At 40.6% G+C, this 24,199-nt stretch carries 20 protein-coding genes; 14 read left to right on the forward strand and 6 right to left on the reverse strand.

Going from position 1 to position 24,199, the window contains the following annotated elements; all coding sequences use genetic code 11:
• Window positions 1-2 precede the first annotated feature (2 nt).
• From N3A72_05420 to nifA, 3 genes are all read left to right on the forward strand, one after another.
• Window positions 3-701 carry an ATP-binding protein gene (locus N3A72_05420; GenBank protein MCX7919040.1) on the forward strand — a complete coding sequence of 233 codons (699 nt, stop codon included), beginning with the start codon at window positions 3-5 and terminating at the stop codon, window positions 699-701.
• A 37-nt stretch (window positions 702-738) separates the two neighbouring features.
• Window positions 739-1,077, forward strand: coding sequence for a P-II family nitrogen regulator (locus N3A72_05425; GenBank protein MCX7919041.1), 339 nt, complete (start codon window positions 739-741; stop codon window positions 1,075-1,077).
• Between the two features lie 184 nt (window positions 1,078-1,261).
• Window positions 1,262-2,824 (forward strand): nif-specific transcriptional activator NifA, encoded by a 1,563-nt coding sequence (gene nifA / locus N3A72_05430; protein ID MCX7919042.1) that lies wholly within the window; start codon window positions 1,262-1,264, stop codon window positions 2,822-2,824.
• Between the two features lie 111 nt (window positions 2,825-2,935).
• On the opposite strand, the gene N3A72_05435 is transcribed toward nifA, so the two are convergent.
• From N3A72_05435 to N3A72_05445, 3 genes are all read right to left on the reverse strand, one after another.
• Window positions 2,936-4,435: an MFS transporter gene (locus N3A72_05435; GenBank protein MCX7919043.1), complete on the reverse strand. Its 1,500-nt coding sequence runs from the start codon at window positions 4,433-4,435 to the stop codon at window positions 2,936-2,938.
• Window positions 4,436-4,503: 68 nt separating this feature from the next.
• The gene (locus N3A72_05440) at window positions 4,504-5,283 is read right to left on the reverse strand and encodes an RMD1 family protein (protein ID MCX7919044.1); all 780 of its coding nucleotides are present in this window, start codon (window positions 5,281-5,283) and stop codon (window positions 4,504-4,506) included.
• A gap of 9 nt (window positions 5,284-5,292) precedes the next feature.
• The gene (locus N3A72_05445; GenBank protein MCX7919045.1) at window positions 5,293-6,039 is read right to left on the reverse strand and encodes an N-acetylmuramoyl-L-alanine amidase; all 747 of its coding nucleotides are present in this window, start codon (window positions 6,037-6,039) and stop codon (window positions 5,293-5,295) included.
• A gap of 239 nt (window positions 6,040-6,278) precedes the next feature.
• On the opposite strand from N3A72_05445, the gene N3A72_05450 reads away from it, so the two are divergent.
• The 11 genes from N3A72_05450 (at window position 6,279) to N3A72_05500 (ending at window position 18,953) form a co-directional block, all read left to right on the forward strand.
• Window positions 6,279-7,445 carry a 1-deoxy-D-xylulose-5-phosphate reductoisomerase gene (locus N3A72_05450; protein ID MCX7919046.1) on the forward strand — a complete coding sequence of 389 codons (1,167 nt, stop codon included), beginning with the start codon at window positions 6,279-6,281 and terminating at the stop codon, window positions 7,443-7,445.
• Between the two features lie 28 nt (window positions 7,446-7,473).
• Complete coding sequence (locus tag N3A72_05455; protein ID MCX7919047.1) at window positions 7,474-8,130, forward strand: lysophospholipid acyltransferase family protein; 657 nt, start codon at window positions 7,474-7,476, stop codon at window positions 8,128-8,130.
• 60 nt (window positions 8,131-8,190) lie between these two features.
• Window positions 8,191-9,333, forward strand: a complete 1,143-nt coding sequence (gene tgt, locus N3A72_05460) for a tRNA guanosine(34) transglycosylase Tgt (protein MCX7919048.1) — start codon at window positions 8,191-8,193, stop codon at window positions 9,331-9,333.
• A 77-nt stretch (window positions 9,334-9,410) separates the two neighbouring features.
• The gene (gene yajC, locus N3A72_05465) at window positions 9,411-9,770 is read left to right on the forward strand and encodes a preprotein translocase subunit YajC (protein ID MCX7919049.1); all 360 of its coding nucleotides are present in this window, start codon (window positions 9,411-9,413) and stop codon (window positions 9,768-9,770) included.
• Window positions 9,771-9,998: 228 nt separating this feature from the next.
• Window positions 9,999-10,709: an HD domain-containing protein gene (locus N3A72_05470; GenBank protein ID MCX7919050.1), complete on the forward strand. Its 711-nt coding sequence runs from the start codon at window positions 9,999-10,001 to the stop codon at window positions 10,707-10,709.
• Window positions 10,710-10,789: 80 nt separating this feature from the next.
• A complete protein-coding gene (locus tag N3A72_05475; GenBank protein ID MCX7919051.1) occupies window positions 10,790-13,555 on the forward strand; it encodes a cation-transporting P-type ATPase in 2,766 nt (921 codons plus the stop codon).
• 8 nt (window positions 13,556-13,563) lie between these two features.
• Window positions 13,564-15,144, forward strand: a complete 1,581-nt coding sequence (locus N3A72_05480; protein ID MCX7919052.1) for a D-aminoacylase — start codon at window positions 13,564-13,566, stop codon at window positions 15,142-15,144.
• An 89-nt stretch (window positions 15,145-15,233) separates the two neighbouring features.
• Complete coding sequence (locus N3A72_05485) at window positions 15,234-15,656, forward strand: ferritin-like domain-containing protein (GenBank protein ID MCX7919053.1); 423 nt, start codon at window positions 15,234-15,236, stop codon at window positions 15,654-15,656.
• A gap of 321 nt (window positions 15,657-15,977) precedes the next feature.
• Window positions 15,978-17,096: a glutamine-hydrolyzing carbamoyl-phosphate synthase small subunit gene (gene carA / locus N3A72_05490; protein ID MCX7919054.1), complete on the forward strand. Its 1,119-nt coding sequence runs from the start codon at window positions 15,978-15,980 to the stop codon at window positions 17,094-17,096.
• A gap of 105 nt (window positions 17,097-17,201) precedes the next feature.
• A complete protein-coding gene (locus tag N3A72_05495; GenBank protein ID MCX7919055.1) occupies window positions 17,202-17,825 on the forward strand; it encodes a DUF47 family protein in 624 nt (207 codons plus the stop codon).
• A 102-nt stretch (window positions 17,826-17,927) separates the two neighbouring features.
• Window positions 17,928-18,953, forward strand: coding sequence for an inorganic phosphate transporter (locus tag N3A72_05500; GenBank protein MCX7919056.1), 1,026 nt, complete (start codon window positions 17,928-17,930; stop codon window positions 18,951-18,953).
• Between the two features lie 35 nt (window positions 18,954-18,988).
• On the opposite strand, the gene N3A72_05505 is transcribed toward N3A72_05500, so the two are convergent.
• The 3 genes from N3A72_05505 to N3A72_05515 are packed head-to-tail and all read right to left on the reverse strand — an operon-like array spanning window position 18,989 to window position 23,659.
• Complete coding sequence (locus N3A72_05505) at window positions 18,989-20,650, reverse strand: sugar transferase (protein MCX7919057.1); 1,662 nt, start codon at window positions 20,648-20,650, stop codon at window positions 18,989-18,991.
• Window positions 20,651-20,697: 47 nt separating this feature from the next.
• Window positions 20,698-22,179 carry a B12-binding domain-containing radical SAM protein gene (locus N3A72_05510; GenBank protein MCX7919058.1) on the reverse strand — a complete coding sequence of 494 codons (1,482 nt, stop codon included), beginning with the start codon at window positions 22,177-22,179 and terminating at the stop codon, window positions 20,698-20,700.
• A gap of 31 nt (window positions 22,180-22,210) precedes the next feature.
• Window positions 22,211-23,659 carry an alkaline phosphatase family protein gene (locus tag N3A72_05515; GenBank protein MCX7919059.1) on the reverse strand — a complete coding sequence of 483 codons (1,449 nt, stop codon included), beginning with the start codon at window positions 23,657-23,659 and terminating at the stop codon, window positions 22,211-22,213.
• Between the last annotated feature and the right edge of the window lie 540 nt (window positions 23,660-24,199).

Here is a 24,199-nt window from a genome sequence, read left to right on the forward strand (position 1 = left end):
CTATGAATACACTTGAGGTTCCACCTATCGGCTGCGATAAATGCGACGGATACGGTAATCTTATCACACCGCAAGGAGCGATGGAATGCGAATGTAAACGACGAGCGAATACCGTTATGCGATTAATTGCAGCAAATATCCCTCCAATGTATCGCGAAAAAAGCTTAGAAACTTTTAAAACGAACACCAAAGCCCGGGAGAAAGTATTTGAGCTCGCTAAAAAATATATTGAAGATTATACAGCGAACCAACGCGGACTCCTCTTTTGGGGTAAATGCGGAACCGGGAAAAGCCATCTTGCCGTAGCGATTCTAAAAGCGCTGATTCATAAAGGTTATACCGGATTATTTTATAATACTATAACGTTGTTAGATGCTATACGTGCAACGTACGATAGCAGTGATGAATCCGCTACTTGGGATTTAATTGACCGGGTTTGTGATACCGATATTTTAGTTCTCGATGACCTCGGTGCGGAAAAAACTAGCGGCTGGGTGAATGAACGACTGTATGCTATTGTCAATAAACGGTATGAAAACAGGAAAACAACGATTGTTACGACCAATCGCGATATCCCAGAACTAAAAGAACAAATTGGTGATAGAATATATTCGCGGTTGGTAGAAATGTGTTTTAGTATCCCATTTGAAGGAAAAGATTACCGGATCGAAATGATGAAATCAGGAGAAAAACTTCCCTAAGAATAAGCGTTATTTTTATTTTAGTAAAGAGGTTACTATGAAAAAAGTTGAATGTATCATAAAACCGTTTAAACTGGAAGATGTTAAAGAAGCGCTGGCGGATATCGGGATTACTGGGATGACAATTTCTGAAGTGAAAGGATTCGGGCGGCAGAAAGGACATACTGAACTATATCGCGGGTCGGAATATACCGTTGATTTCTTGCCAAAAGTTAAAATAGAGATTATTGTTAAAGATGAAGATGTAGACCGTGTCGTTGAATCCATAGCGACTGCAGCACGTACTGGTCGAATTGGAGATGGAAAAATATTCATTCATCCGGTAGAAAAAGTCGTTCGCATCCGAACCGGTGAAATTGATGCAGAAGCACTGTAAATCCTGTGCTGCGTATCACATATCAAGTACGAAAATATTGAGGAAAAAGGGTGTGGTTAGGTTTGAAGGTATTGTTAGGACTGGTTTACGGTGTAGGAGTATACAAAACCTTAACCTGGTATAACAGCATCAACTGCTTAACTGTAACCCGAAAATTATTATTCATTTCAATATCACTTGTCTTGTGTCCGACCAATTAGATTTAGAACGTAAACTTCAGGAACTTACCGCGTTATACGAAATCAGTCGCGATCTCGCGATGTCGTTCAATCTAAAGTCTACTTGCCAGAAGGTTATGGAAGTATTGTCGCAGATTCTCGGTATGACCCGTGGTGTATTGATACTGCGTGATATGGTAACCGATGAACTCGCTATTGAGGTTATTCATGGATTTTCACAAAGCGAAATCGCAGATAAGAAGAATCAAGTTGTTAATCAGGGTACCACAAAAGTGTTCCAGAGCGGGTTAACGGCGCTTATACCGCGCAGAGGTAATGAACCGATATTGCTGACTCACCCAAAATCGGTGAGTAAATTTGTTCGGCAGGAGATTTTGTTTATCTGCGTACCGATTAAAGTTAATGGGGAAACGTTAGGCGTGTTGGGTGCCGATCGATTATTTACCGAAAACACAGGATTAGCCGAGGATATTCGCGTATTAAACGTCATTGCTTCCCTCATTGCGCAAGCGGTTAAACTGAACCAAATGATAACCGAATCTCAGCGGAATCTGCTAGAGACCAATCTTGCTCTGAAACAGGAACTGAAATCAAAATATAAACTTGAAAATGTTATTGGAACGAGCAAACGAATGCAGGAAGTATTTGCGTTAGTTGAACAAGTGAGTAAAAGTAAAGTGACAGTGCTACTCCGTGGTGAATCTGGTACCGGGAAAGAACTTATTGCGCATGCAATCCATTATCATAGTCCGCGAGCTGAACAGCCATTTATAAAACTCTCCTGTGCAGCGTTACCAGAAACCTTGTTAGAATCGGAATTGTTTGGACATGAAAAAGGTGCGTTTACCGGTGCAATTAAATCGAAACCCGGTCGGTTCGAACTTGCTGATGGCGGAACATTATTTCTCGATGAAATTGGCGATATTCCGTTAACGACACAGGTTAAACTTCTTCGGGTTCTACAGGAAAAGAAATTTGAACGAGTTGGTGGAACCAAAACAATTTCTGTTGATGTTCGGATCATCGCAGCAACCAATCGTGATTTAGAAACCGCAATACGCCAGAAACAGTTTCGCGAGGATTTATATTATCGGCTGAACGTTGTGCCGATATTCATCCCGCCGTTACGCGACCGGAAAGAAGATATCCCGGCATTAGTAGATAGTTTCCTGACACGGTTTAATCTGGAATATGGAAAAGAACTTCGAATATCGCCTGAAGCGCTCTATCAGCTAGAACGCTATCCCTGGCCGGGGAATGTCCGGGAATTAGAGAATTGTATTGAACGGTTAGTCGTACAAACCCGAGGAGATGTTATTCAGCCGAACGATTTACCGATACAATTACAGATTTCTGCTCTTCCAGAAACTAATGATTCTAAAATTAGCCAGCTTGTTTCTGGCAATTCGTTATTAACCAAAGTGGAAGAACTTGAAAAAGAACAGATTACCGCCGCAATGATTAAATGCGGTGGGGTGCAGGCGCGTGCAGCTAGACTCCTTGGTATTACCCCGCGTCAACTGCAGTATAAGCTTAAGAAATATCGTATCTCAATACCTCCGGTTTAAATAGTCGGATAAACTCAAGTTCATTGTCAGGATAGTGTATGTACCAGAGTATTCAAGCTTAAGCTTGGAACGATTCATTTCCTTGATTTTATTATCGAATACTTACCTTAGTTATGGGCGAAGTTTAATGTTTCGGAAACGATGTCGAAGTTTTCGACTTCGAGTTCGTACCGCATACATCATATCGGTAACCGGTGCGAACCAGAACGCCAGAGTTTCATTCAACTCGCCTACGTTCGGAACAAATCCTTTAATTTCCCGTAAAACACGGAACATATGTCCTAGTGACGTAGTTTCTTGTTCTTTAATCCGATAAAAGAACGGAATGGATAATAACCGGAAAACGCCGGAAACTAAAAAGAGAATTTTTAACGCTTCAACCTGGTACGACCCGAATGTAAACATATCCTGGTATGCAAATCGGGTTACTGCCCAGCCGCCAATAAGCGGAGATATCGCTAGAGCAAGGTTCATACAGGCAGTATAGGTAGAAAGATAAGCGGTATTATCGCCTCTCGGTGAAAGTTTTAGGAGCATATTTGACCCGGTAAGATTTATTCCGGAATCAAAACTACATAACAGTTGTGCAAATGGTAATACCAACCAATAATTATTTGGTGTAACTAGCAACCAAGATAGAGGGTATAACCCTTTCATAACATTCGAAAAAATTAAAAGCGGTCGATTGCCGAAATGGTCAATCAGTCGTCCCCAGAATCGCATACAGTATAATGATGCAGCGGTTGCAATCAGGTTAAAAAATTGAATTGATGCATAATCGAGTTTTAGGTTTTTAATGAGATACACTGAAAAATATGGTGCCGCAAACCCAACAGAAAACAGCCAGAACATTCGCGCAAAAATGAATGTACGGAAATTTTTATCTTTAAATGGAATTAGCCATTCATTCCAAGCAGTAGCTCTACGCGATTGGATTCTTAATCCCGGTTCAGGGATTCCTTTCATCATAAATAGCGAAAATAGTCCGAATCCTAATCCGATAAGAAATATTCCAGCGAACCCATAGATTTCAAACGAATCCGGAGTATTTCGTTTCCAAATATCGAAAAGGAATCCACCAGCGAACGCAGTAAGCATCCCTACAATTCCATTATTTAAACTCCGGGATGAAAAATAGCGACCGAGCCGTTCCCGAGGAACTAAATCACCCATCCAGGATAACCAGGTTATCCCGCCAATAGCGTTAAATCCGGTAGAAACACAGATAACCCCAATAATAATCCAAGTCGGGATAAGGGAAATTTGTGACCAAGCGATAAATGGTAATAATATGAGCAACAACCATAGGAGTCTGCCGATACCAAATGAGAATAAGGTCAATTCTTTGCGTTTACCGCCGAATCGCCGTAGTAATGGCGGAGTAAAAAGTTGAACTAAACTTATTATTGGTGGGAGGCTGGACAGCAGACCGATATGGAATTCAGATGCACCGAACGCTAACGCAAATCCGGTTAAAAACACGCCGCCGGCGAGATTGCCCATAACCGCCGCTACCGACCCTTCAGCAATCGACCGACGTAACGCCCAATCGGTATGTTTATCTACACTACAGCTCAACCTCGGGTTTTGTCGAGGTGGAATTTCGTCCATACAGGATAGCGTTCTCGTCTAATGAACATCTGTTAAATATCCAGTTGCGATATCACCTGATACTCTCGTTATCGGAGATAAAACTCAGCGATAAAAAATATGATTTCAAATAAAATCAATAGAATGATAATTAGTTCTAATACCGATGCTCGACGAGCTTGAAGTTGGTCAATTAAAAATCGATAGGATTTGGAAACAATATCCAATTTTTTTTCTAAAATCTGGACTCGCGATTCTAATTCGAAAGTTTTCGTCAAGGTATGATACAAATCCTCAATTTTTTTGCCACCTTCCCATAAGATTTCTGGTTCGTCTAAAATTTCGAGATTATACGCTAGCTCATGTTCGATCGCTAACGCTAATCCAACTTCTTTTGACAACCGAGACTCAGTTTCGCCGGTTTTCCCAGTTGACGCCAAAGAATGAATAACCTCAGTTAATTTTTCTAATGATTTATCAATAAGATTTTCATAATATTCTAGAGATACCGACCGAGCTAAAACAATGCTGACCAGTTTTATAGTATCCAGATTCAAAGTTTCGATAGTTAACTCTTCTTTAGTTGGTAAAATCCCTTCCTTAGGACCTACATGCAATACAAAGTCATCTTTAGAATATTCGGTTTTATAACCAACCGTGTGTTTTTTGATTTGTTGGATTCTATTAGCAATTTCGGATTTATTGTAGCCAAAAAACACCGCCACCCCGAAATCAAATACCGCTAGATATTTATCTACTTCTTGATAAATCAATGGTTCTTCACAAAGGATAACCCCTAATCCAGCGGATTTTAACGTAGTTAAATTTATACTTCTCGCGATGTCGTAAGCTTTAACTTCAATATGCATACGTCGTATCTAATCCTTTTCATTTAACCATTTAACCAGTTCAGTTTTAATCGTTTGTCCGAGTTTCTGCTGATTTACCGGATTGAGTAAAAAATCGCGACTAGCAGCATTATCCCCGATTTCTAACAGAACGCGATATGGTGCGGTATTAATATTTTCATCTAAACTATAAAACGCGAGCTTGCCGGTTGTCTTGCAACGATAATCATTTCTGCCGGTAGAACTATCTAGATGAACCCCACGATTCTCTAAATCCGTAACATTTGCAATCGCAGCGATAAGTCGCGTTGCAAGTTGACGGTTTTCTGTTTCGAACGTATCCCCTTCGTGGATATATCCCCAGACTGCATGCCGGTTCGTTGCGCCATTGTTGTGAACTGAAATGAAAATCAGCGGATGCCGTTTATTTGATTGCTGGAGTTCATACGCATATCCCGAAATTTTGCCGTCAATAATCGCTGAAGTATGTTCGACTTTGGTATTACTTCCGCTATCTGCATGATGTAAATCTTTCTTACCTAAACTCCAAACTTTATATTCCCGCAAACGCGGTTTGGTTTTCATTGCGGATTCAACGATGGCATTACATACCACTGCTTCATTAAAGTTCCGACCGGTATCAGTCTGATGCGATGGTTGCCAGACGATGGTAATATTCGGTTTAGTCTTTTTCGTGATATGTATCGAGGAGGTCGTGCATGCGGTAAGGAGGTTTAGTAAAAGCAACCATATTGGAATGGTATATATGAATTTCATACCTCCCCCTTATAATATTCCTTTGAATAAACATCGATTAATATATTTTACCATAACACACTGGTGCACCATAGCGAGTGAATTCCAACCGACCTAAGGTCATATCGTTTTATTATTGATAACATTAGAGTTAAGCAAATTTTCCATTGGAGAATTTGCTTTTTAAATCAGACTAAGCACGCTCTAGAGTAGTTGGAATATTTGTTTAGCTTATTAAAATCGTGATATGATTTTATCCTATGCAGAAAACGAAAAAACGTATAGCTATTCTTGGGTCAACCGGTTCGATTGGTACTAGAACTCTAGATGTCTGTCGGGATTTATCTGCTGAATTTGAAGTTATTGCGTTAACCGCGCGAAATAATCTCAGACTTCTTGCGAAACAGGCTGCTGAATTTAATCCTAAGCTAATCGGATTAATGGATGAAACTAAACGGGCTACCTTCCTGACAAAATATCATAAACCAGCGGTATCCTGTAACGTGTTGGTTGGCCTAGAAGGATTAACCGAAATTGTTACCGATGATCGGGTAGATATTGTGGTAGTTGCAACCGTTGGTGCAATCGGTTTACTTCCAACCATAGCAGCAATAAAAGCGAAAAAGCAGATTGCACTCGCGAATAAAGAAGTATTGGTTATGGCAGGTGAAATTGTGATGTCGCTTGCGAAAAAGTATAGGGTTCCAATTATCCCGATCGATAGTGAACATAGCGCTATATTCCAATGTCTTTCTGCAGGGAAGCCAACTGAAATCGAAAAAATTATCCTAACCGCTTCCGGTGGTCCCTTCCGAACATTACGCGCTGATTTTAAAAACATAACGGTTAAGCAAGCGCTATCGCATCCGACGTGGGCAATGGGAAAGAAAATAACGATCGATTCTGCTACGTTGATGAATAAAGGGTTCGAAGTTATCGAAGCAACTCATTTATTTAACTTACCTCCGGATAAAATTGAGGTGGTTATCCATCCGGAGAGTATCGTTCATTCGATGGTAGAGTTTGTGGATAAATCTATTATCGCCCAAATGAGTATAACCGATATGTATCTGCCAATACAATTTGCGTTAACGTATCCTAACCGGAAACCGAGTCCGCTCCTGTCATTAGATTTAGTGAAATTAGGCAAATTAACTTTCGCTCAACCGGATGTTCGTCGGTTTCCCTGCTTACGCTTAGCATACGATGCAGTGAACATAGGGGGAACGATGCCTGCAGTACTTAACGCCGCAAATGAAATTGCAGTATCTGCATTTCTAGAAGGGAAACTTGCTTTCTCCGAAATACCAAAGTTGATTAGACAAACTATGGATTCACATCAGGTAATCATTCATCCGACGTTGAATCAAATTCTTGAAGTAGATACTTGGGCACGAAAACAAGCTCAATGTAAAGTGTTAGATTAGTATTGCTAATTTGACCGGTAAATTTAAAATGTTATATGTAAAATATTTATCTTATCTAGGTTGGCTCTTCATCTATCTCATTGGTCGGTCACTTCGTTTGCGAGTTCTCGGAATGGAACGCGTTCGAGCCATTATGCAGGAAGGAAAACCCGTTATCTGGGCGTTATGGCACGGTCGGCATTTTATCCTGGTTGACCGGTTTCGGAATGTAACGTTTAAATCGCGGAAGAAAATGTGCGTTATGGCAAGCAGAAGTCGAGATGGAGAATTGTTAGCGGGAGTTTTATCCCGATTCGGATATACAACCGTTCGCGCATCCAGCTCGAAAGGGGCAACCACTGGATTTCTCCAACTGATATCGATGATAGAACAGGGATATGATACTGTTATTGCAGTTGATGGTCCGCGAGGTCCGCGAGAACAGGTTAAATCCGGAGTGATTTTATTAGCGCAGAAAACCGGTACGGCGATTATCCCGCTCACTGCTAGCGCAAAACGATTTAAACAACTTTCCTCTTGGGATAAATATCTTATTCCGTATCCGTTTACGCAAGCAGTAACTGTTATTGGGAATCCACTTACTATTCCTAGAGAAGCGAACCATGACCAGCTTGACTTCTATCGATGCCAGCTCGAACAGGAACTGAACCTAATTACTCAAGAAGCAGATGCATATTTTAAATAGTACCAACGGATGAACATTGATTAACACTGTAAACCAATAGGCTATATTCAATAAACCATTGTGGTTAAACTTATGTTCAAGGTTATTCATACCGATCAATCTACTAAAGCGCGGGTAGGTCGGTTACAAACACCGCATGGAGTGGTGGAAACGCCGGTATTTATGCCGGTTGGAACGCAAGGAACAGTTAAAACCGTTACCCCTGAAGAGCTGATTGATGCTGGTGCCCAAATTATTTTAAGTAATACTTACCATCTCTATCTCCGTCCGGGGGAACAGTTGATTCAAGAGGCCGGCGGGCTGCATAAATTCATGCACTGGTCAAAACCGATTCTAACCGATTCCGGCGGGTATCAGGTATTCAGTATGAGCAAATTACGGAAGATAACTGAAGATGGGGTGGAGTTCCAATCGCATATAGATGGTTCCCGGCATTTTATGACTCCGGAAAAATGTATCCAAATCCAGCATGCGCTCGGTGCGGATATTATCATGGCGTTTGATGAATGTACCCCCTATCCCTGTGAAAAAGATTATGTAGAACAATCACTGCGAGTTACAACTCAATGGGCTAAACGATGCCAGATTGAACATCAGAAGTTAGCGGCGAGTGGTCAGAGTTCAGAAAACAATCCGCAATCGTTATTCGGTATCGTCCAAGGGGGAATGTATCCGGATTTAAGGGTTGAATCTGCAAAACAGTTGGTAGACCTCGATTTTCCAGGGTATGCGATAGGCGGATTAAGTGTTGGCGAACCGAAATTGATAATGTATGAAATGATTGAAACTGTAGAACCGGAACTGCCGAAAGATAAACCACGATATTTGATGGGAGTTGGTACGCCGGAAGATATTTTCGAAGCGGTTGAACGAGGAATCGATATGTTTGACTGTGTAATGCCAACTCGAAATGGAAGAACGGGAACAGTATTCACTCAATTCGGTCGCTTAGTCATTCGAAATGCGCAATATGCACGAGATTTCATTCCGCTGGATGAAACCTGCGATTGTTATGCTTGCAAAAACTATACTCGCGCGTATATCCGTCACCTAATTAATGTTGGAGAAATCCTTGGGTTACGTCTAACAACTTTACATAACTTGCATTTTCTCCTACAATTGATGGTTAAAATACGGGATGCAATCCGTAAAAACCGGTTTTTAGAGTTCAAAAAAGGGTTCTTAACCAAATATCAATACTAAATTAACCGCTGAGACCGCAACGATAATCTATTTAACATATTATCTTCTGCGAACTCTGCGGTAAGAGAAGGAGATTTATGTTTTTATTAGGTATAGCTTATGCAATGGGCACATCGCCGGCAGGAACCAATGGAGCAGCGGAACCGCAAGCGATACCGTTTTTCGCACAGCCATGGTTTATGATTGTTATTATGGTAGCAATAATGTATTTCTTCCTGTGGTTGCCCCAGAAGAAAGAGCGAAAAAAACATGCGGAAAAACTGAAAGCGCTTAAAAAAGGGGATAAAATTATTACGACTGGCGGAATTCATGGTATTGTTGCTAACGCTGCTGGTGACCCAGTTAAAGTTAAAATAGCTGATAATGTGAAAATTGATATATCACGGTCAGCAATAGCGGTTATTGAACCTGCACAAGAGGAAAGCAAAGAGGTTTAAGCTATAAAAAGGATTATTGCAATTCAATCGATTAATATATCCTGCATAAAAAAGAGGTTTTATGATAATCTTTTGTAAAAGGCAAAATTTTACAGTAAACCATCTAACCTATTGTAATTCAATGCTTTTCATTAGCAATAGGAGTTGTTTCATTCGAGAATCGAGAACCGAATTGAACACTTCAATTCTAGTTTCACTCCACTCGCGCGAAAAGGAGTAAATTCTGCTATGAAAAATGCTATAAAACGAAAAACCAATCGGGTTACCCGCCCCTTAATCGTTCTAAACGATATCCGAAATAGTGTCGATATCAAAGCATATATCCAGCAAGCGGATAAACATCTTGATGCGATTGGATATACCGAGCATGGACAACGACATGCCAGTATTGTTTCTGCGCGATGCCAGCAGATATTAACAGACCTTGGGTTTTCTGACCGAGAAGCAGAACTTGGCGCTATTGCCGGATACATGCATGATATTGGGAACGTTATTTCCCGACATGACCATGGTCAGATTGCTGCGTTATTAGCATTGCGGATACTCGAAAAACTCGGGATGGATGCCGCAGAAATTGCGATTATCATTGGAGCGATCGGAAACCATGATGATGAAGAAGGACAAGGTGAACCGGTCAGCAACGTCGGGTCTGCGCTCATTATTGCGGATAAATCGGATGTACATCATACCCGGGTACGTAATCCCAAAATGATATCGTTTGATATTCACGACCGGGTCAATTATGCGGTACGGCATTCAGAACTGAAGGTAGATAAATCGGGGAAAAAAATCTGGCTGGAATTGAATATTGATACCAGCATCTCGCAGGTGATGGAATATTTTGAAATATTCCTCACCCGGATGATTGTTTCTCGTCGGGCAGCGCAGTTTCTTGGATGCCAGTTCGGATTAATTGTGAATCAAGTGACGTTGTTATAATAATCAAATTAGATATCGAATCGACCGAGTTTGGACGTTTGGACTAAAGAAAGTCAATTGCTTAGAGGCTGAAAAATAATATGGAAACATTGCTCGGGAAACATTGGCATCATCTTCCGACACAAGAAATTATCGAACTATTAGATACAGACCCGCAAAAGGGATTAGATCTTTTTGAAGTTAAACGGCGGCAAGAACATTTCGGGCCCAATCAATTAACTCCACGAAAAGGCAAAAGTCCTATCCTCCGTTTTTTAGCGCAATTTCATAATCCGTTAATTTATATCTTGCTTGTCGCAAGTGTAATCACCCTAGTTTTGAAAGATGTTGTTGATGCGGTAGTCATTTTCGCCGTAGTGTTGGTTAATGCAATTGTCGGATTTATCCAGGAGTCTAAAGCGGAAAAGGCAATTGAAGCGTTAGCTAAAGTAGTCGCTACCGAAACCACGGTTATTCGAGCTAGGAAACAACTACGGGTCAATGCGACGGAATTAGTTCCGGGTGATATTGTTCTGGTGAAATCTGGGGATAAAGTTCCGGCGGATATCCGCTTAATTCGTTCCCGCGACCTGCAAGTGGCGGAAGCGACCTTAACTGGTGAATCGGTTCCTGTGATGAAAGAAGCAGAAGAGATTCTTCCGAAAGAAACTATTTTAGCTGACCGCAGAAATATGATTTATGCTTCAACGTTGGTCACCTATGGTCAAGGAGAAGGTATTGTAATCGCTACAGGAGACAATACCGAAGTTGGGCGAATATCGCAATTGCTCTCAGAAGTGAAAATATTAGAAACTCCACTAACCCGAAAAATCGCTCGATTTAGTGAGATATTACTCTATGTTATTCTTTCTTTTTCGGCGATAACATTTATCTTCGGTGTTTATCGAGGAGAACCAATAGTGGATATGTTAATGGCAGCGATTGCGCTGGCGGTTGGTGCCATCCCAGAAGGGTTACCAGCAGCGATTACCATAACGTTAGCGATTGGGGTTGCCCGCATGGCTAAACGCCGGGCAATAATTCGCAAACTGCCGGCGGTCGAAACCATAGGTAGTACGACTGTAATCTGTTCGGATAAAACAGGAACCTTAACTCAAAATCAAATGACGGTTAAAGCAATCGTCGTTGGTGACCAATATTATCAGGTTAGCGGGACCGGATATAAACCCACCGGGGAAATTCTTGCCCAAGAAAAAAGAATTAATCTTGCTGAGACACCGGCATTAAAAGAATGTCTTCTTGCTGGGATGTTGTGTAATGATAGCGTATTATTAGAAAAAGCCGGAGTCTACGATGCGCAAGGAGACCCGACCGAAGTTGCTCTGCTTGTTTCAGGTCTAAAAGCTGGTCTATCCTCAGAAAAAATAGCGGTTGAATATTCTCGGCTTGATTCGATTCCGTTCGAATCCCAACATCAGTATATGGCAACACTACATGCCGTTACGGAAACCCAAAAGCGAATAGCGTATCTAAAAGGAGCCGGTGAAGTTATTATCGAAAAATGTTCGACTGCACTCGATTCATTCGGCAATAAAATAGCGCTGGATAAACCCAAAATATTTCAGCAGATAAATGAGCTAGCTGCGCAAGGACTACGGGTATTAGCGTTTGCCCGCGCAGAATTATCGGACAACATAAATCAATTGCGTCCGTCGGATATCTCGACCGGATTAACATTTCTTGGGTTGCAAGGTATGATTGACCCACCTCGACCTGAAGCTATCACCGCGGTGAAAGCATGTCAAAACGCTGGGATTTGTGTCAAAATGATAACCGGAGACCATGCCTTAACGGCGGCAGCGATAGCGAAACAGCTCGGTTTACAGCGCAATACCGAATCCAAATCGCAATTGCCACCGGTACTAACCGGTAAAGAAATAACCGAATATGCTGATGAACAACTGATTACTGCCGTGGAACAAACGTCAGTTTTCGCGCGGGTATCTCCGGAACAGAAGTTACGATTAGTTGAAGCGTTACAATCGCGTCATCATATTGTTGCTATGACCGGAGATGGAGTTAATGATGCTCCGGCATTAAAAAAAGCGGATATCGGTATCGCTATGGGAATTAGTGGAACTGATGTAGCAAAAGAATCAGCAGATATGGTTTTAACGGATGATAATTTTGCGTCGATCGAAGCGGCTGTTGAAGAAGGCAGAGGAATTTTTGATAACATAGTTAAATTTATTACTTGGACCTTACCCACTAATCTAGGGGAAGCGTTGGTAATAATGGCAGCAATTTTTAGCGGAACGATACTTCCTGTTCTACCCATCCAACTGTTATGGATTAATATGACTACCGCAAGTGTTTTAGGAATTATGCTAGCGTTTGAACTCAAGGAGCCGGATTTAATGTTACGTCCGCCGCGTAATCCCCAAGCGCCAATTTTAACGAAGACTCTTGTTTTGCGTTTATTAACTGTAGGGTTTCTTATATTACTAGGTGCTTTTTGGCTTTTTAGGTTAGAACTACGCAATGGTGCTTCACTTGCTGAAGCTCGAACCGTTGCAGTAAATACTGTAGTTATGGTCGAGTTATTTTATTTATTTAACTGTCGGTCATTGACTCGGTCAATGGTTAGTATAGGAATACTGTCGAATCGGTGGTTGGTCGTTGGGGTTATAGCCATGATTATATTACAATTACTTTTTACTTACATTCCGATAATGAACCGCCTTTTTGGTAGTGCACCAATTAATGTAATATCGTGGTTGAGAATACTTACGGTTAGTTCCATCGTCTATATTATAATAGAGATAGAAAAATGGTTGCGAATGCGAAGTGAACAGAAAGGTATTCGAGATTCGAATTTAAAAACTTTTTGTCAAGGAAATGGATAATCAAATCTATGTTAGATGTCATAATAAAAAACGGGCAGATTCTTGACGGAACCGGAAACCCGGGATATATCGCTGATATTGGAATAATTGGAGACCGAATAGTAGAAATTGGTAATCTACCGAATGCAGCTGGAGCTCGAGTTATTCATGCTACTGGATTAACGGTTTCTTCCGGTTTTATTGATATTCATTCGCATACGGACGTAGAGTTATTAGTTAATGCGCGTGCGGAAAGTAAAATCCGGCAGGGGATAACTACCGAAGTTTCCGGTAACTGCGGGTCAACTCCGTTTCCGTACGGGAGAAATGGATTGACTGGGACAAAAAAATGGCTGGCGCGGTATGGATTAGAATTAGACTGGTCAACTTGCGGCGAGTTTCTTGAACGATTAGAGAAACAAGGTATAGGTATAAACTATGCAACTTATATCGGACAAGGGAATATCCGCGCAGCAGTTATGGGTGAAGATGACCGGAAACCAACCGCAGAAGAAATTGCATTAATGCAAAATGAAGTCGCGAAAGCGATGGAAGAAGGAGCATTTGGTCTTTCAACCGGACTGATATATCCACCAGGAAGTTTCGCTACCACTGAAGAAATTGTGGAACTTGCAAAAATTGCGGCACAGTATGGTGGGATATACTCCACGCATATGCGTAGTGAAGGGAAATTTCTTCTCGAAGCGATTGAAGAGGCAATAACGATTTGCAAACATGCTGGGATTCCGGTGCAAATTGCACATCTGAAAGTTTCTGGGAATCGGAATTGGGGGAAAGCGAAGTTTGCGATTGAAAAAATTGCTATTGCGCGGAATAACCTTCTGCCAGTGAGTGCGGACAGATATCCCTATATTGCGTCAGCAACTGGGCTCGATTCATTAATCCCTCTATGGGCACATAACGGCGGAATGGATGCATTGCTTAGTCGATTACGTGACCCTGAAACTAGGAGTCAAATTGCGGATGAAATGCTTGAAAATATTGGAGAAGAATCGGGTTGGGAAGATACCATCATTTCGAGTGTGGTTACCGAAGCGAATAAACCGTTTGAAGGGAAGAATCTCAAGGAAATCGCTGCAATGCGAAATCAGGATATAACCGAAACTATATTTGATTTACTAATTGAAGAAGAAGGACAGATCAGCGCGATATTTTTCTCGATGAATGAGGAGGAGACCGATTATATTTTATCGCAACCTTTTGTTTCAATTGGGACTGATGCCGGCGCAAAAGCGCCGTATGGACCTTTGAGCGAAGGGAAACCGCATCCGAGAGCGTATGGAACATTTCCACGCGCGATTGCGGTTTATTGTCGAGAGAAAAAATTATTTGCGTTACCTGAGCTCATCAGAAAAATGACTTTGTTCAATGCTGAAAAAATCGGATTAGTTGAGCGAGGGAAAATCCAGAGAGGATACTATGCTGATATAGTAGTGTTCGATGCGGCAAAAATAACCGATACTGCGACTTTCTTAGACCCGCATCAGTTTCCGAAAGGAATAGAGTTGGTTATGGTAAACGGCAAAATCGTAGTTGAAAAAGGCGGACATACCGGTATTCTGGCGGGAAAGGTGTTAAGAAAGAGATAACTGCAACAATAATTATTTCAGGAATTTATTGTTTCGTGGTAAAATAAACGTACTTTGTTTTATTGAAAGGAGGGACAATAAATAAAGATATGAATAAGAAAAAAATTATTGATATGCTGAATGCCGACCGAGCAGATGAATTAGCTGCGATAATTCAATATATGGGTCATCATTATGAAGCGGATGGATTGGAAAGTCCAGCGATAATAGAAAAGTTTAAAGAAACCGCTAAAGATGAAATGCGACATGCGGAGATGCTTGGGGAACGGATAAATTACCTTGGTGGCGAACCGACTAAAAAACCCTCGGAAATCAAAAAAGGCGGAAATTTAAAAAAGATGATTCAGGATGACCTTGATGGTGAGAATAAGGCGATTAAAAATTATAAAGAACATATCAAAATCGCTGCTGCTGAAGGTGATACCACTACTCGGTTAATGCTAGAAGAGATTTTATCTGATGAAGAGGGTCATGCGGACGCATGGGAAACGACACTTGGAATCAAGAAGTAATCAGAAAATCATATTTTTACCTAGAAGCAGTAGATATTATATCTAATATCTACTGCTTTTTTTTTGAATAGTCCTAACCCTTGTGACATAAGGTTCAGGGAGTATTGCTTCTTAATAACATAAAGTAAACTATGTTCCTAAATTACTAATAGCGCTAGCTGATAGGAATGATTTAGGATAAAATATTTAAAGTATCCATGATTAAGCTAAACCTAGAGTAGATGGTAAACTATTTTCGCTATTTAAAGATAGTGGCTCTCGATGAATTAAAGCACAATAATTATTAATTCGATCGTTGGAGTCATATGTTAATTTAATCTTATGCGAGCAATATTAGCATTAGAAGACGGAACAATATTTCATGGACGGTCGTTTGGTGCTGAAGGTGAAGGATATGGCGAAGTAGTGTTCAACACCAGCATGACCGGATATCAGGAGATATTAACCGATCCATCGTATAAAGGGCAAATTGTTACCATGACCTATCCGTTGATAGGGAATTATGGAATTAATCCAGAAGATATCGAATCACGTCGTCCGTGGGTTGAGGGATTTATAGTTCGCGAATTAAGTGTACAACCTAGTAATTGGCGAAGTTCCAGCAGTTTATCCGAATATCTAATCAAACACAATATTGTTGGAATTGAAGGGATTGATACACGAGCATTAACTAAACACCTTCGAGATAACGGGGTAAAAAAAGGGGTTATTTCAACGATTGACCATAATCCGAAACGATTGGTTGAAAAAGCGATTGCATCACCGGGACTTATCGGCCGTGATTTGGTAAGAGAAGTTACAATTGATAAGCCGTATGAATTTAATCCGCAAGAGGAGATATATTCTAACCTTGGACCACAGCCGATTGAACCGCAGTTCCATGTGGTTGCGTTCGATTGCGGTATGAAAACGAATATTTTACGAATGTTAACATCCCGTGGATGTAGGGTAACCGTTGTTCCGGCACATACAACAGCCGACCAGGTTTTATCATATAATCCGGACGGAATTTTTCTCTCTAATGGACCCGGTGACCCAGAAGGAGTCCCGTATCTATTCAATGAACTTAAAAAATTGTTAGATAAAAAACCGATTTTCGGTATCTGTTTAGGGCATCAAATGCTTGGGTTAGCGTTTGGGGGGAAAACTTTTAAACTTAAATTTGGTCATCGGGGGGCGAATCAACCGGTGAAATATGTTGCTACCGGTAGAGTGGAAATCACGACACAAAACCATGGGTTCGCTGTAGATATGAACTCATTGAATGGAAGCGGATTACAGCAAACGCATATAAATTTAAATGATATGACTAACGAAGGATTTGAACATACGGAACTCCCCATATTTAGCGTGCAATATCATCCGGAAGCGAGTCCAGGACCTCATGATGCTCATTATTTATTTGATAAGTTTATTCGACTGATAGAAAAATATAAATGAAAGGAAGAGTAAAGATTTTAGAAGATGCTTAGATGTTTCCGGGTTTAAACGGAGTGGCTTCATCTGTTTCCATCTGTATGAATCCGTTTGCATCGTTGGTTATTTATGAAATGGCGATTTATTCCTAAAGAAGAAAAATTTTTTGATATGTTTCAAGACCAAGCTAACCATGTGGTTAAAGCGGCAAAAGCATTGGTTAATATTCTAGAAAATTATAGTCTTGAAACGATTGACACGAAAGCAGCTGAAATCCGAACTGCAGAACACGAAGGCGATATTTTGTGTCACGATATTATCCGGAAACTCAACCAGACGTTTGTTACTCCATTCGATCGTGAAGATATCTATTCATTAACCACGCGATTAGATGATGTTCTCGATTTGATTGAAGGAACAGTCAATCGGCTAAAGATGTATAAAATCCAGCAGGTTACCCCAGAATTAATTACGATAGCTAAAATTGTTCTATTATCCTGCGAAGAAATATTGCATGCGATTCGAAAAATGCATGAGTTGCCTCGGATTGCTGACCATTGTATCGAAATTAACCGGTTAGAAAATGAAGCGGATTTGGTAACCCGACAAATTATCGCACATCTATTTGATAATACGTCAAATCCGATAGAAATTATTAAATGGAAAGAAATATATGAATATGTAGAACTTGCGACAGATAAATGTGAAGATATTGCCAATATTCTAGAAGGGATAATGCTGAAAAACGTGTAAGCTATATAGATGGTTACGAAAGAGATGAGATTCAAACGGATAGTTACGTAATGTATCGATTAATTTAATAACCGCTTGATAAAAAGATGTTACGGGAGGGGTATGGTAACTCTGGTAGTGATAATTATACTTATTGCATTAATGTTTGATTTTTATAATGGAATGAATGACGCAGCGAATTCAATTGCTACGGTAGTTTCAACACAAGTTTTAAAACCATGGCAAGCGGTCATCTGGGCAGCATTTTTTAATTTCGTTGCCGCGTTTGGCGGTTATATTCCTTTCTTGAGTGGTGTACTTGGTCTCCACGTAGCAAATACTATTGGGAAAGGAGTAGTCAATCCAGCTTATGTTGACCAATGGCTGGTTCTTGCTACCCTAATCGGGGCAATCGTTTGGTCTGCATACTGTACACATTCCGGAATACCAATAAGCATCTCGCATTCTTTAGTTGGCGGATTTGCCGGAGCTGCTCTCGTTAAAGCTGGAATTGGTGCGCTGGTACTAAAAGGAATAATTAAGACGGCGATATTTATTTTCATTGCGCCGATTTTAGGCCTAATACTTGGATTGTTACTTATGATAATTGTTTACTGGCTATTCCAAAGGCAACCCCCACGGCGGATCGATAAATATTTTCGAAAACTACAGTTGATTTCCGCTGCATCATATAGTCTTGGTCACGGAACAAATGATGCGCAAAAAACCATGGGAATTATTGCTGTTTTATTATTTACCACACCGGGCACTTTTTATTATGGAAAACCATTTGAAGTCCCGTTCTGGGTTGTTATCACATGCCATTTTATGATTGCTATGGGAACAATGGCTGGTGGTTGGTTTGTTATTAAAACATTAGGACAGCGGATAACCAAACTCAAGCCAGTGCATGGATTTTGTGCTGAGACCGGCGGAGCAATAACCTTATTTATCGCGAGTGCATTCGGTATTCCAGTTAGCACCACGCATACAATAACTGGTGCCGTGATGGGAGTCGGAACAACACATCGGATAAGTGCAGTACGTTGGGGTGTAGCGCGTAGTATCGTTTTAGCGTGGATTTTAACGATACCGGTTTCTGCGGGTATTGCTGCGATAATTTATGCTGTATTAACCCTATTTAAGTAAATTCTACCATCAGGTTTAGTTTTATAGTGTAGTATTTACTGCGCACCTTTCCCGAGTAAAACCACGCCAATTGTTCTTATGATAATATATAAATCAAACAAGAACGATTTCCTCCGAACATATTCAACGTCATATTTCAACCAGCCTTCCAAAGGTAATTCACTCCGTCCGCTAACCTGCCATAAACCAGTGATGCCAGGTGGAACGGTTTGTCGGATTGCTAACCATTGTTTCACTTGCTCAACGTTCACGGTTCGTTTCGGATTCAATAGTTCCGGATGCTCAATATCATCTTGGGGTAAGGGACGTGGACCCACTAAACTCATTGTTCCATTCAGCACGTTAAATAATTGCGGAAGTTCGTCTAAACTCCATTTCCGCAAGAAATAACCGAATTTGGTAATTCGGGGGTCATTTTCAATTTTAAATACCGGACCATCAAGTTTACTTAAATGACGCACGTTTTCTTTCATCGCATGAGCATTGGCAACCATAGTTCTGAATTTATAGAAAGTAAAATATTTTCCATCTTTACCCAATCGCTTCTGCTTAAAAATAATCGGACCGGGTGAAGTAAGTTTAATTAAACATCCTATAACCAAAAGAATTGGCGATATAAGCAGGAGTACTATCATGGCAACAACAATATCAAAAATCCGTTTTATCCTTGGATAGGTTTTCTGCCGAATCCGTTCAGTAAAGAAGATAAAAAATCCCCAAACAGCACCAAACAAGAAAACCACTGACCGACTGATGAGATATATTGGTGAAACTAGCCCGACAGCTAGGTCTTTTTGTGCCGTTCTAAACGCAAACGGGAGTGTGGTGGCTAATAAAACTAGAAAGGAAATTAGAGAGGTCATCCCCAACATTTTGTCAAATAAGGTATTTGTGTGAAAATAACGAAGCATTTCATGCGTCAACCAAAGAAACCCGGATACAAGAGTTAGAAAAACTAAAATAATTTGCAATTTTAAAGTTTGCGGTGTATAACTATCCTGTGCCATTTTCCGTGGATGTCTCCGATATGCTAACATTCGCCAATAAGCGCGGGTAAGTTTGAGATAGAGATAAGAGCAGAAGGTTTCCGCATGCTGATGGTAAACTATTGCTGTCGGCTGAAATACCATTTTATAATTCTGCTGCGCGAGTTTATACGATAGTTCAACATCTTCATTATTAGCGACAGCAAACTGGGGGTCGAAACCACCAACCGAAAGGAAAATCTCTCTTCTAAATCCTGCAGAATAGGAATCAACGAAATCAATATATTTGAATTTTTTTAATCGTTCGTATCTCTCTTCAAACTCTGCCTGGGCGAACCGTGCGCTGAGTTGTTTTTGCTTGGTTAAATAGATTCCTTTAACCCCAACCACTTCAGAATCGGATTTAAACGGTTTCAGCATCTGTTCAATCCAATCCGCTTCGGGAACGCAATCACTATCGGTAAACAAGATTATCTCGCCAGTCGCGATTTTAGCGCCGAGATTTCGCGCCATAGCCGGACCTTGATTCTCTTCTCGAACATAACGCACCGGAAACTGTTGCGCGATTTCCGGCGTTTTATCAGTAGAACCGTCGTCAACAACAATAACTTCGTATCGGTCTCGTGGAATAGTCTGATTCAGAAGCGCTGTTAAACATTCGCCAATTGTAGTTTCAGCGTTATATGCTGGAACGATGACTGAAATATACATTGTATATCTGAAAACGGGAAATCCGTAATACCCTTGGATCTCGGTTCTTACGTTGTTTTGTTTTTACGGAACGAGCCGAACAATAAATATTTTACAAAGGTACGAAGTGATTTCAATGTCCGTCGAATTTCTTGGGGGTGGATGACCATTTGTTTTAATTTATAGAAAATATATTTCGGGCGTAAATAAAATTGGCGTCGTGCATGATCACAAAATATAACTAACTCTGTCTTGGTTAACCCCGGAAGATTAATGACACAATTATGCAATCCTTCGCAGGTTAGCCATTGCCGATAGTCTTCGGTACTTAAATAACCTTGCGCTTTATACCATTGATATGCTTCGGTTCCAGGGTAAACCATTACCGGATAAAATTGTACGGTATCCGGATTTAACTCTTTAGCATACTCTAGGGTTTGCTGTAACGTTTCTTTGGTTTCCCCGGGGTTCCCTGCCATAAAGCATCCGTGGATAAGGATTCCGACTTTTCGAGCATCAGCCATAAACTGTTTTGCCCGGTCAATCGTTAATCCTTTTCGAATCCGATTCAGAATATCCTGATTTCCGCTTTCAAAACCAACGCAGAGTTGCCGGCATCCACCGCGCTTCAAATGTTGTAAGGTCTCGAAATCAACATCTGCCCGAGCATTTGCAGTCCAGGGAATTCTAAGTTTTTTCTGCTGAATTAAATCTGCTAGTTCCCGACATCGCACGGGATTTGCAGTTAACGTATCGTCTTCAAAAAAGATAGATTTCACTTGTGGAAAAGTTTGCTGGATATATTCCATTTCCGCAACCACATTGTCAATACTTCGATACCGATATTGCCGACCGTTAACCGTCTGTGGATATACGCAAAATATACAATTGTTCGGGCATCCGCGACCGCTAACAATGGTTACCATCGGATATAATGCATTAGGATTAAAGTAATCTTCAATTCGCAAGAACTTTTTATATATCTTACTGACAAAAGGAAGTTTATCCAAATCGTTTATCAACGGCCGTTCAGGCGTATGGAAAATCTTTCCGTTCTGGCGATACGTCAATCCTAAAATTGAATTCAAATTTCGTAGTTCGAAGTTCGAAGAATCATCTAATAATCGAACGAGGTCGAGCAAGGTATATTCATATTCTCCCCGTAAAATATAATCTATTTTTTCGCTTAATTCTAATGTTTGTTCGGGTAATGCAGTAACGTGAGTACCGACAAGTGCAATTCGGGTATTTGGTACAACTTCTTTTAGCTTTTCAGCTACTGCAATATCATTATAAATACTAGGCGTACTTGTATCCAAAACAATCAGATTCGGTTGATAAATTTTTGCTCGTTCAAGCACCTGTGGTAAATCCAATCCGGCTGCCGGAGCATCAATCAATTCTACTTCATATCCTGCTTCAGCTAAAACACCGGTGGCATACGCTAACCACAATGGATAATAGAGTGTCCCACTCTTTGTTACCGCAGGGCTTCGTTGTGGTCGAGAGAATTTCTTTAAAAATGGTGGATTTAATAACCAAATTTTCATAAACTCGAAATTTGCATATCAATTTAGACTTTTATTTCCCAATATATCCAAGACTCTTCAGTTGTTCAACCATTTCGGGAGTTAATACCTGGCGAGTAGTAGATGTTATTGTATTCCGTTTCGTAAACTCATACGTTGGAATTTTCCGAATTGATCCGTATATGTGTTCATCAAATACGGAGTTAATTACCGTTCCGGTCATATCTTCTGCTGTGGGTAACCCGAATAACCATAATAGTGTCGGGGTAATGTCGAATACAGAAGCGGAAGTAATTTGGCTATTAGGTTTAACACCTTTACCCGCAACAACTATGATACCGTCTGGTGCGAGATAGTGGTCTGCTGAAATGTACGGTCCAGTAATCCGACTATAAAGAAACTCTTTCCATGCAGGTATCGCATGGAATCCATGGTCTGACATAACGATAAACACCGTATTTTCGTCCATCAAGTTGAGAAACTCACCTAGCTGCTGGTCAAGAAAGATATAATAATTGGGAAGAATCTCTCGAAACAGGGCTACTTCTTTCGCAGAAACACCCCAAAATTGCTCTGGATAATAATATTTCCATGCCTTATGGCTGACCATATCTCCCCCTTCAAAATAAATACAAAGCAGGTCAGGATGTAATTGTTGAAATAACTGCTTTCCAATTCGAGCAACGAACGTATCCCAACGTTCTCCAAGGTTTACCAGAAATTGATAGAGTTCTTGTTCTTCTTTCCCTTGCGGCAGAACGAGTGCTGGTTTATTTTTGAGAATAGGAATATAGCGCAGTAACTGCTTGTGTGTTATTGGGAGTTCTTGTGGAATCGATGCGCTTATTGCGGCGTAAAGACTCGGGGGATATGTTATCTGCCCTTGGTGGTGTGCGTGGATATCTAAGAAATGTGGAATCATAAATCCATTAACAGGTTCTGGTGGGTAGGTATTCCAAAAATTGATAATTCCAACGGTTTTCTTTTGCTCACTTAAAATATTCCAGATAGCTTTAACTTGCCGGTCGGTTTGCTGATTTTGAACCATAGAACATAGCCCGAGTTTTTCTGCTACCGGAAAAAGTCGAAACTCGATGGGAGTCAATTCTGACGTCGTGGTTATGGGAAATTCTTCTGGAATTCCGGGAATATTCGCAATTCGTACAAATTCAAAAACCCCGTTTTGAGCCGGAGGCTTGCCGGTAACGATAACTGTCCAGATAACCGGTGATTTTGTTGGTCGCATTGATTTAATTCTGCCAGTAGCACCTTGGGTAATTAGGCGTTGTAAATTTGGCAGTTTACCTTGCTGAAGAAGTGGGGTGATAATTTCCCAGCAAGCACCATCCCAAGCAAATAGGATAACTTTCGTTTTTACGTTCTGCGGAACTAGTGCTGTAACCCCTGCAGTTTCAACAGGATTAATAACCTGCTGCTGTTTTTGCCATGCAATAGCTACCCGGTTCTGGATTATGGTACCGAAAATAATTGTGATGAGCAAAATTGCTATTAGCACTATTATAGATTTAAAATTTCTACCATGATTTGAATGGGATTTTATTATTATTAGGATAAATATAAAACCAGCGGTCATAATTTGGATTAAACCAAATATGAATAATAGCTGGAGTGTTGATTTTGGTATGAGGAGTTTAAATTCCGGTAGCAGTCCCAAATAAGTTATTCCAGAAACGAGGATTACACCGGCAAGCAAAACGTACCACAACCGGCTTAACGATGTCATATTAAATTTGTTTTCAGAAGATGATGTTGATATTCTAAGTGGTTCAATCTCTGATTCAGTGTTCTTGTTAACCATTTTCCTGCGATGAAAAAACATTCTCTCCAAGAGTAAACCCAGCCAGACTAGGATTACTATTCCGAACGTAAGGAGAATCCCTAGAAAGAAGAATCCTGCCCCGAAATATATTCCCAATAAAAATATAGTCCTTAAGTGATCAATAAACGTGGCATTAACTAAAGCAAATCCTACCCCTTTCAGCACCCCAAATATTGCTCCAACAATTCCACCGTATAAAAG

The organism is bacterium, from assembly GCA_026416715.1.
Classification (GTDB): Bacteria; UBP4; UBA4092; order JAOAEQ01; family JAOAEQ01; genus JAOAEQ01.

Coding starts and splice junctions, on each gene's coding strand:
- N3A72_05420 (MCX7919040.1), top strand. CDS start 3: ATGAATACACTTGAGGTTCCACCTATCGGCTGCGATAAATGCGACGGA.
- N3A72_05425 (MCX7919041.1), top strand. CDS start 739: ATGAAAAAAGTTGAATGTATCATAAAACCGTTTAAACTGGAAGATGTT.
- N3A72_05435 (MCX7919043.1), bottom strand. CDS start 4,435: ATGGACGAAATTCCACCTCGACAAAACCCGAGGTTGAGCTGTAGTGTA.
- N3A72_05440 (MCX7919044.1), bottom strand. CDS start 5,283: ATGCATATTGAAGTTAAAGCTTACGACATCGCGAGAAGTATAAATTTA.
- N3A72_05445 (MCX7919045.1), bottom strand. CDS start 6,039: ATGAAATTCATATATACCATTCCAATATGGTTGCTTTTACTAAACCTC.
- N3A72_05450 (MCX7919046.1), top strand. CDS start 6,279: ATGCAGAAAACGAAAAAACGTATAGCTATTCTTGGGTCAACCGGTTCG.
- N3A72_05455 (MCX7919047.1), top strand. CDS start 7,474: ATGTTATATGTAAAATATTTATCTTATCTAGGTTGGCTCTTCATCTAT.
- yajC (MCX7919049.1), top strand. CDS start 9,411: ATGTTTTTATTAGGTATAGCTTATGCAATGGGCACATCGCCGGCAGGA.
- N3A72_05470 (MCX7919050.1), top strand. CDS start 9,999: ATGAAAAATGCTATAAAACGAAAAACCAATCGGGTTACCCGCCCCTTA.
- N3A72_05475 (MCX7919051.1), top strand. CDS start 10,790: ATGGAAACATTGCTCGGGAAACATTGGCATCATCTTCCGACACAAGAA.
- N3A72_05480 (MCX7919052.1), top strand. CDS start 13,564: ATGTTAGATGTCATAATAAAAAACGGGCAGATTCTTGACGGAACCGGA.
- N3A72_05485 (MCX7919053.1), top strand. CDS start 15,234: ATGAATAAGAAAAAAATTATTGATATGCTGAATGCCGACCGAGCAGAT.
- carA (MCX7919054.1), top strand. CDS start 15,978: ATGCGAGCAATATTAGCATTAGAAGACGGAACAATATTTCATGGACGG.
- N3A72_05495 (MCX7919055.1), top strand. CDS start 17,202: ATGAAATGGCGATTTATTCCTAAAGAAGAAAAATTTTTTGATATGTTT.
- N3A72_05500 (MCX7919056.1), top strand. CDS start 17,928: ATGGTAACTCTGGTAGTGATAATTATACTTATTGCATTAATGTTTGAT.
- N3A72_05505 (MCX7919057.1), bottom strand. CDS start 20,650: ATGTATATTTCAGTCATCGTTCCAGCATATAACGCTGAAACTACAATT.
- N3A72_05510 (MCX7919058.1), bottom strand. CDS start 22,179: ATGAAAATTTGGTTATTAAATCCACCATTTTTAAAGAAATTCTCTCGA.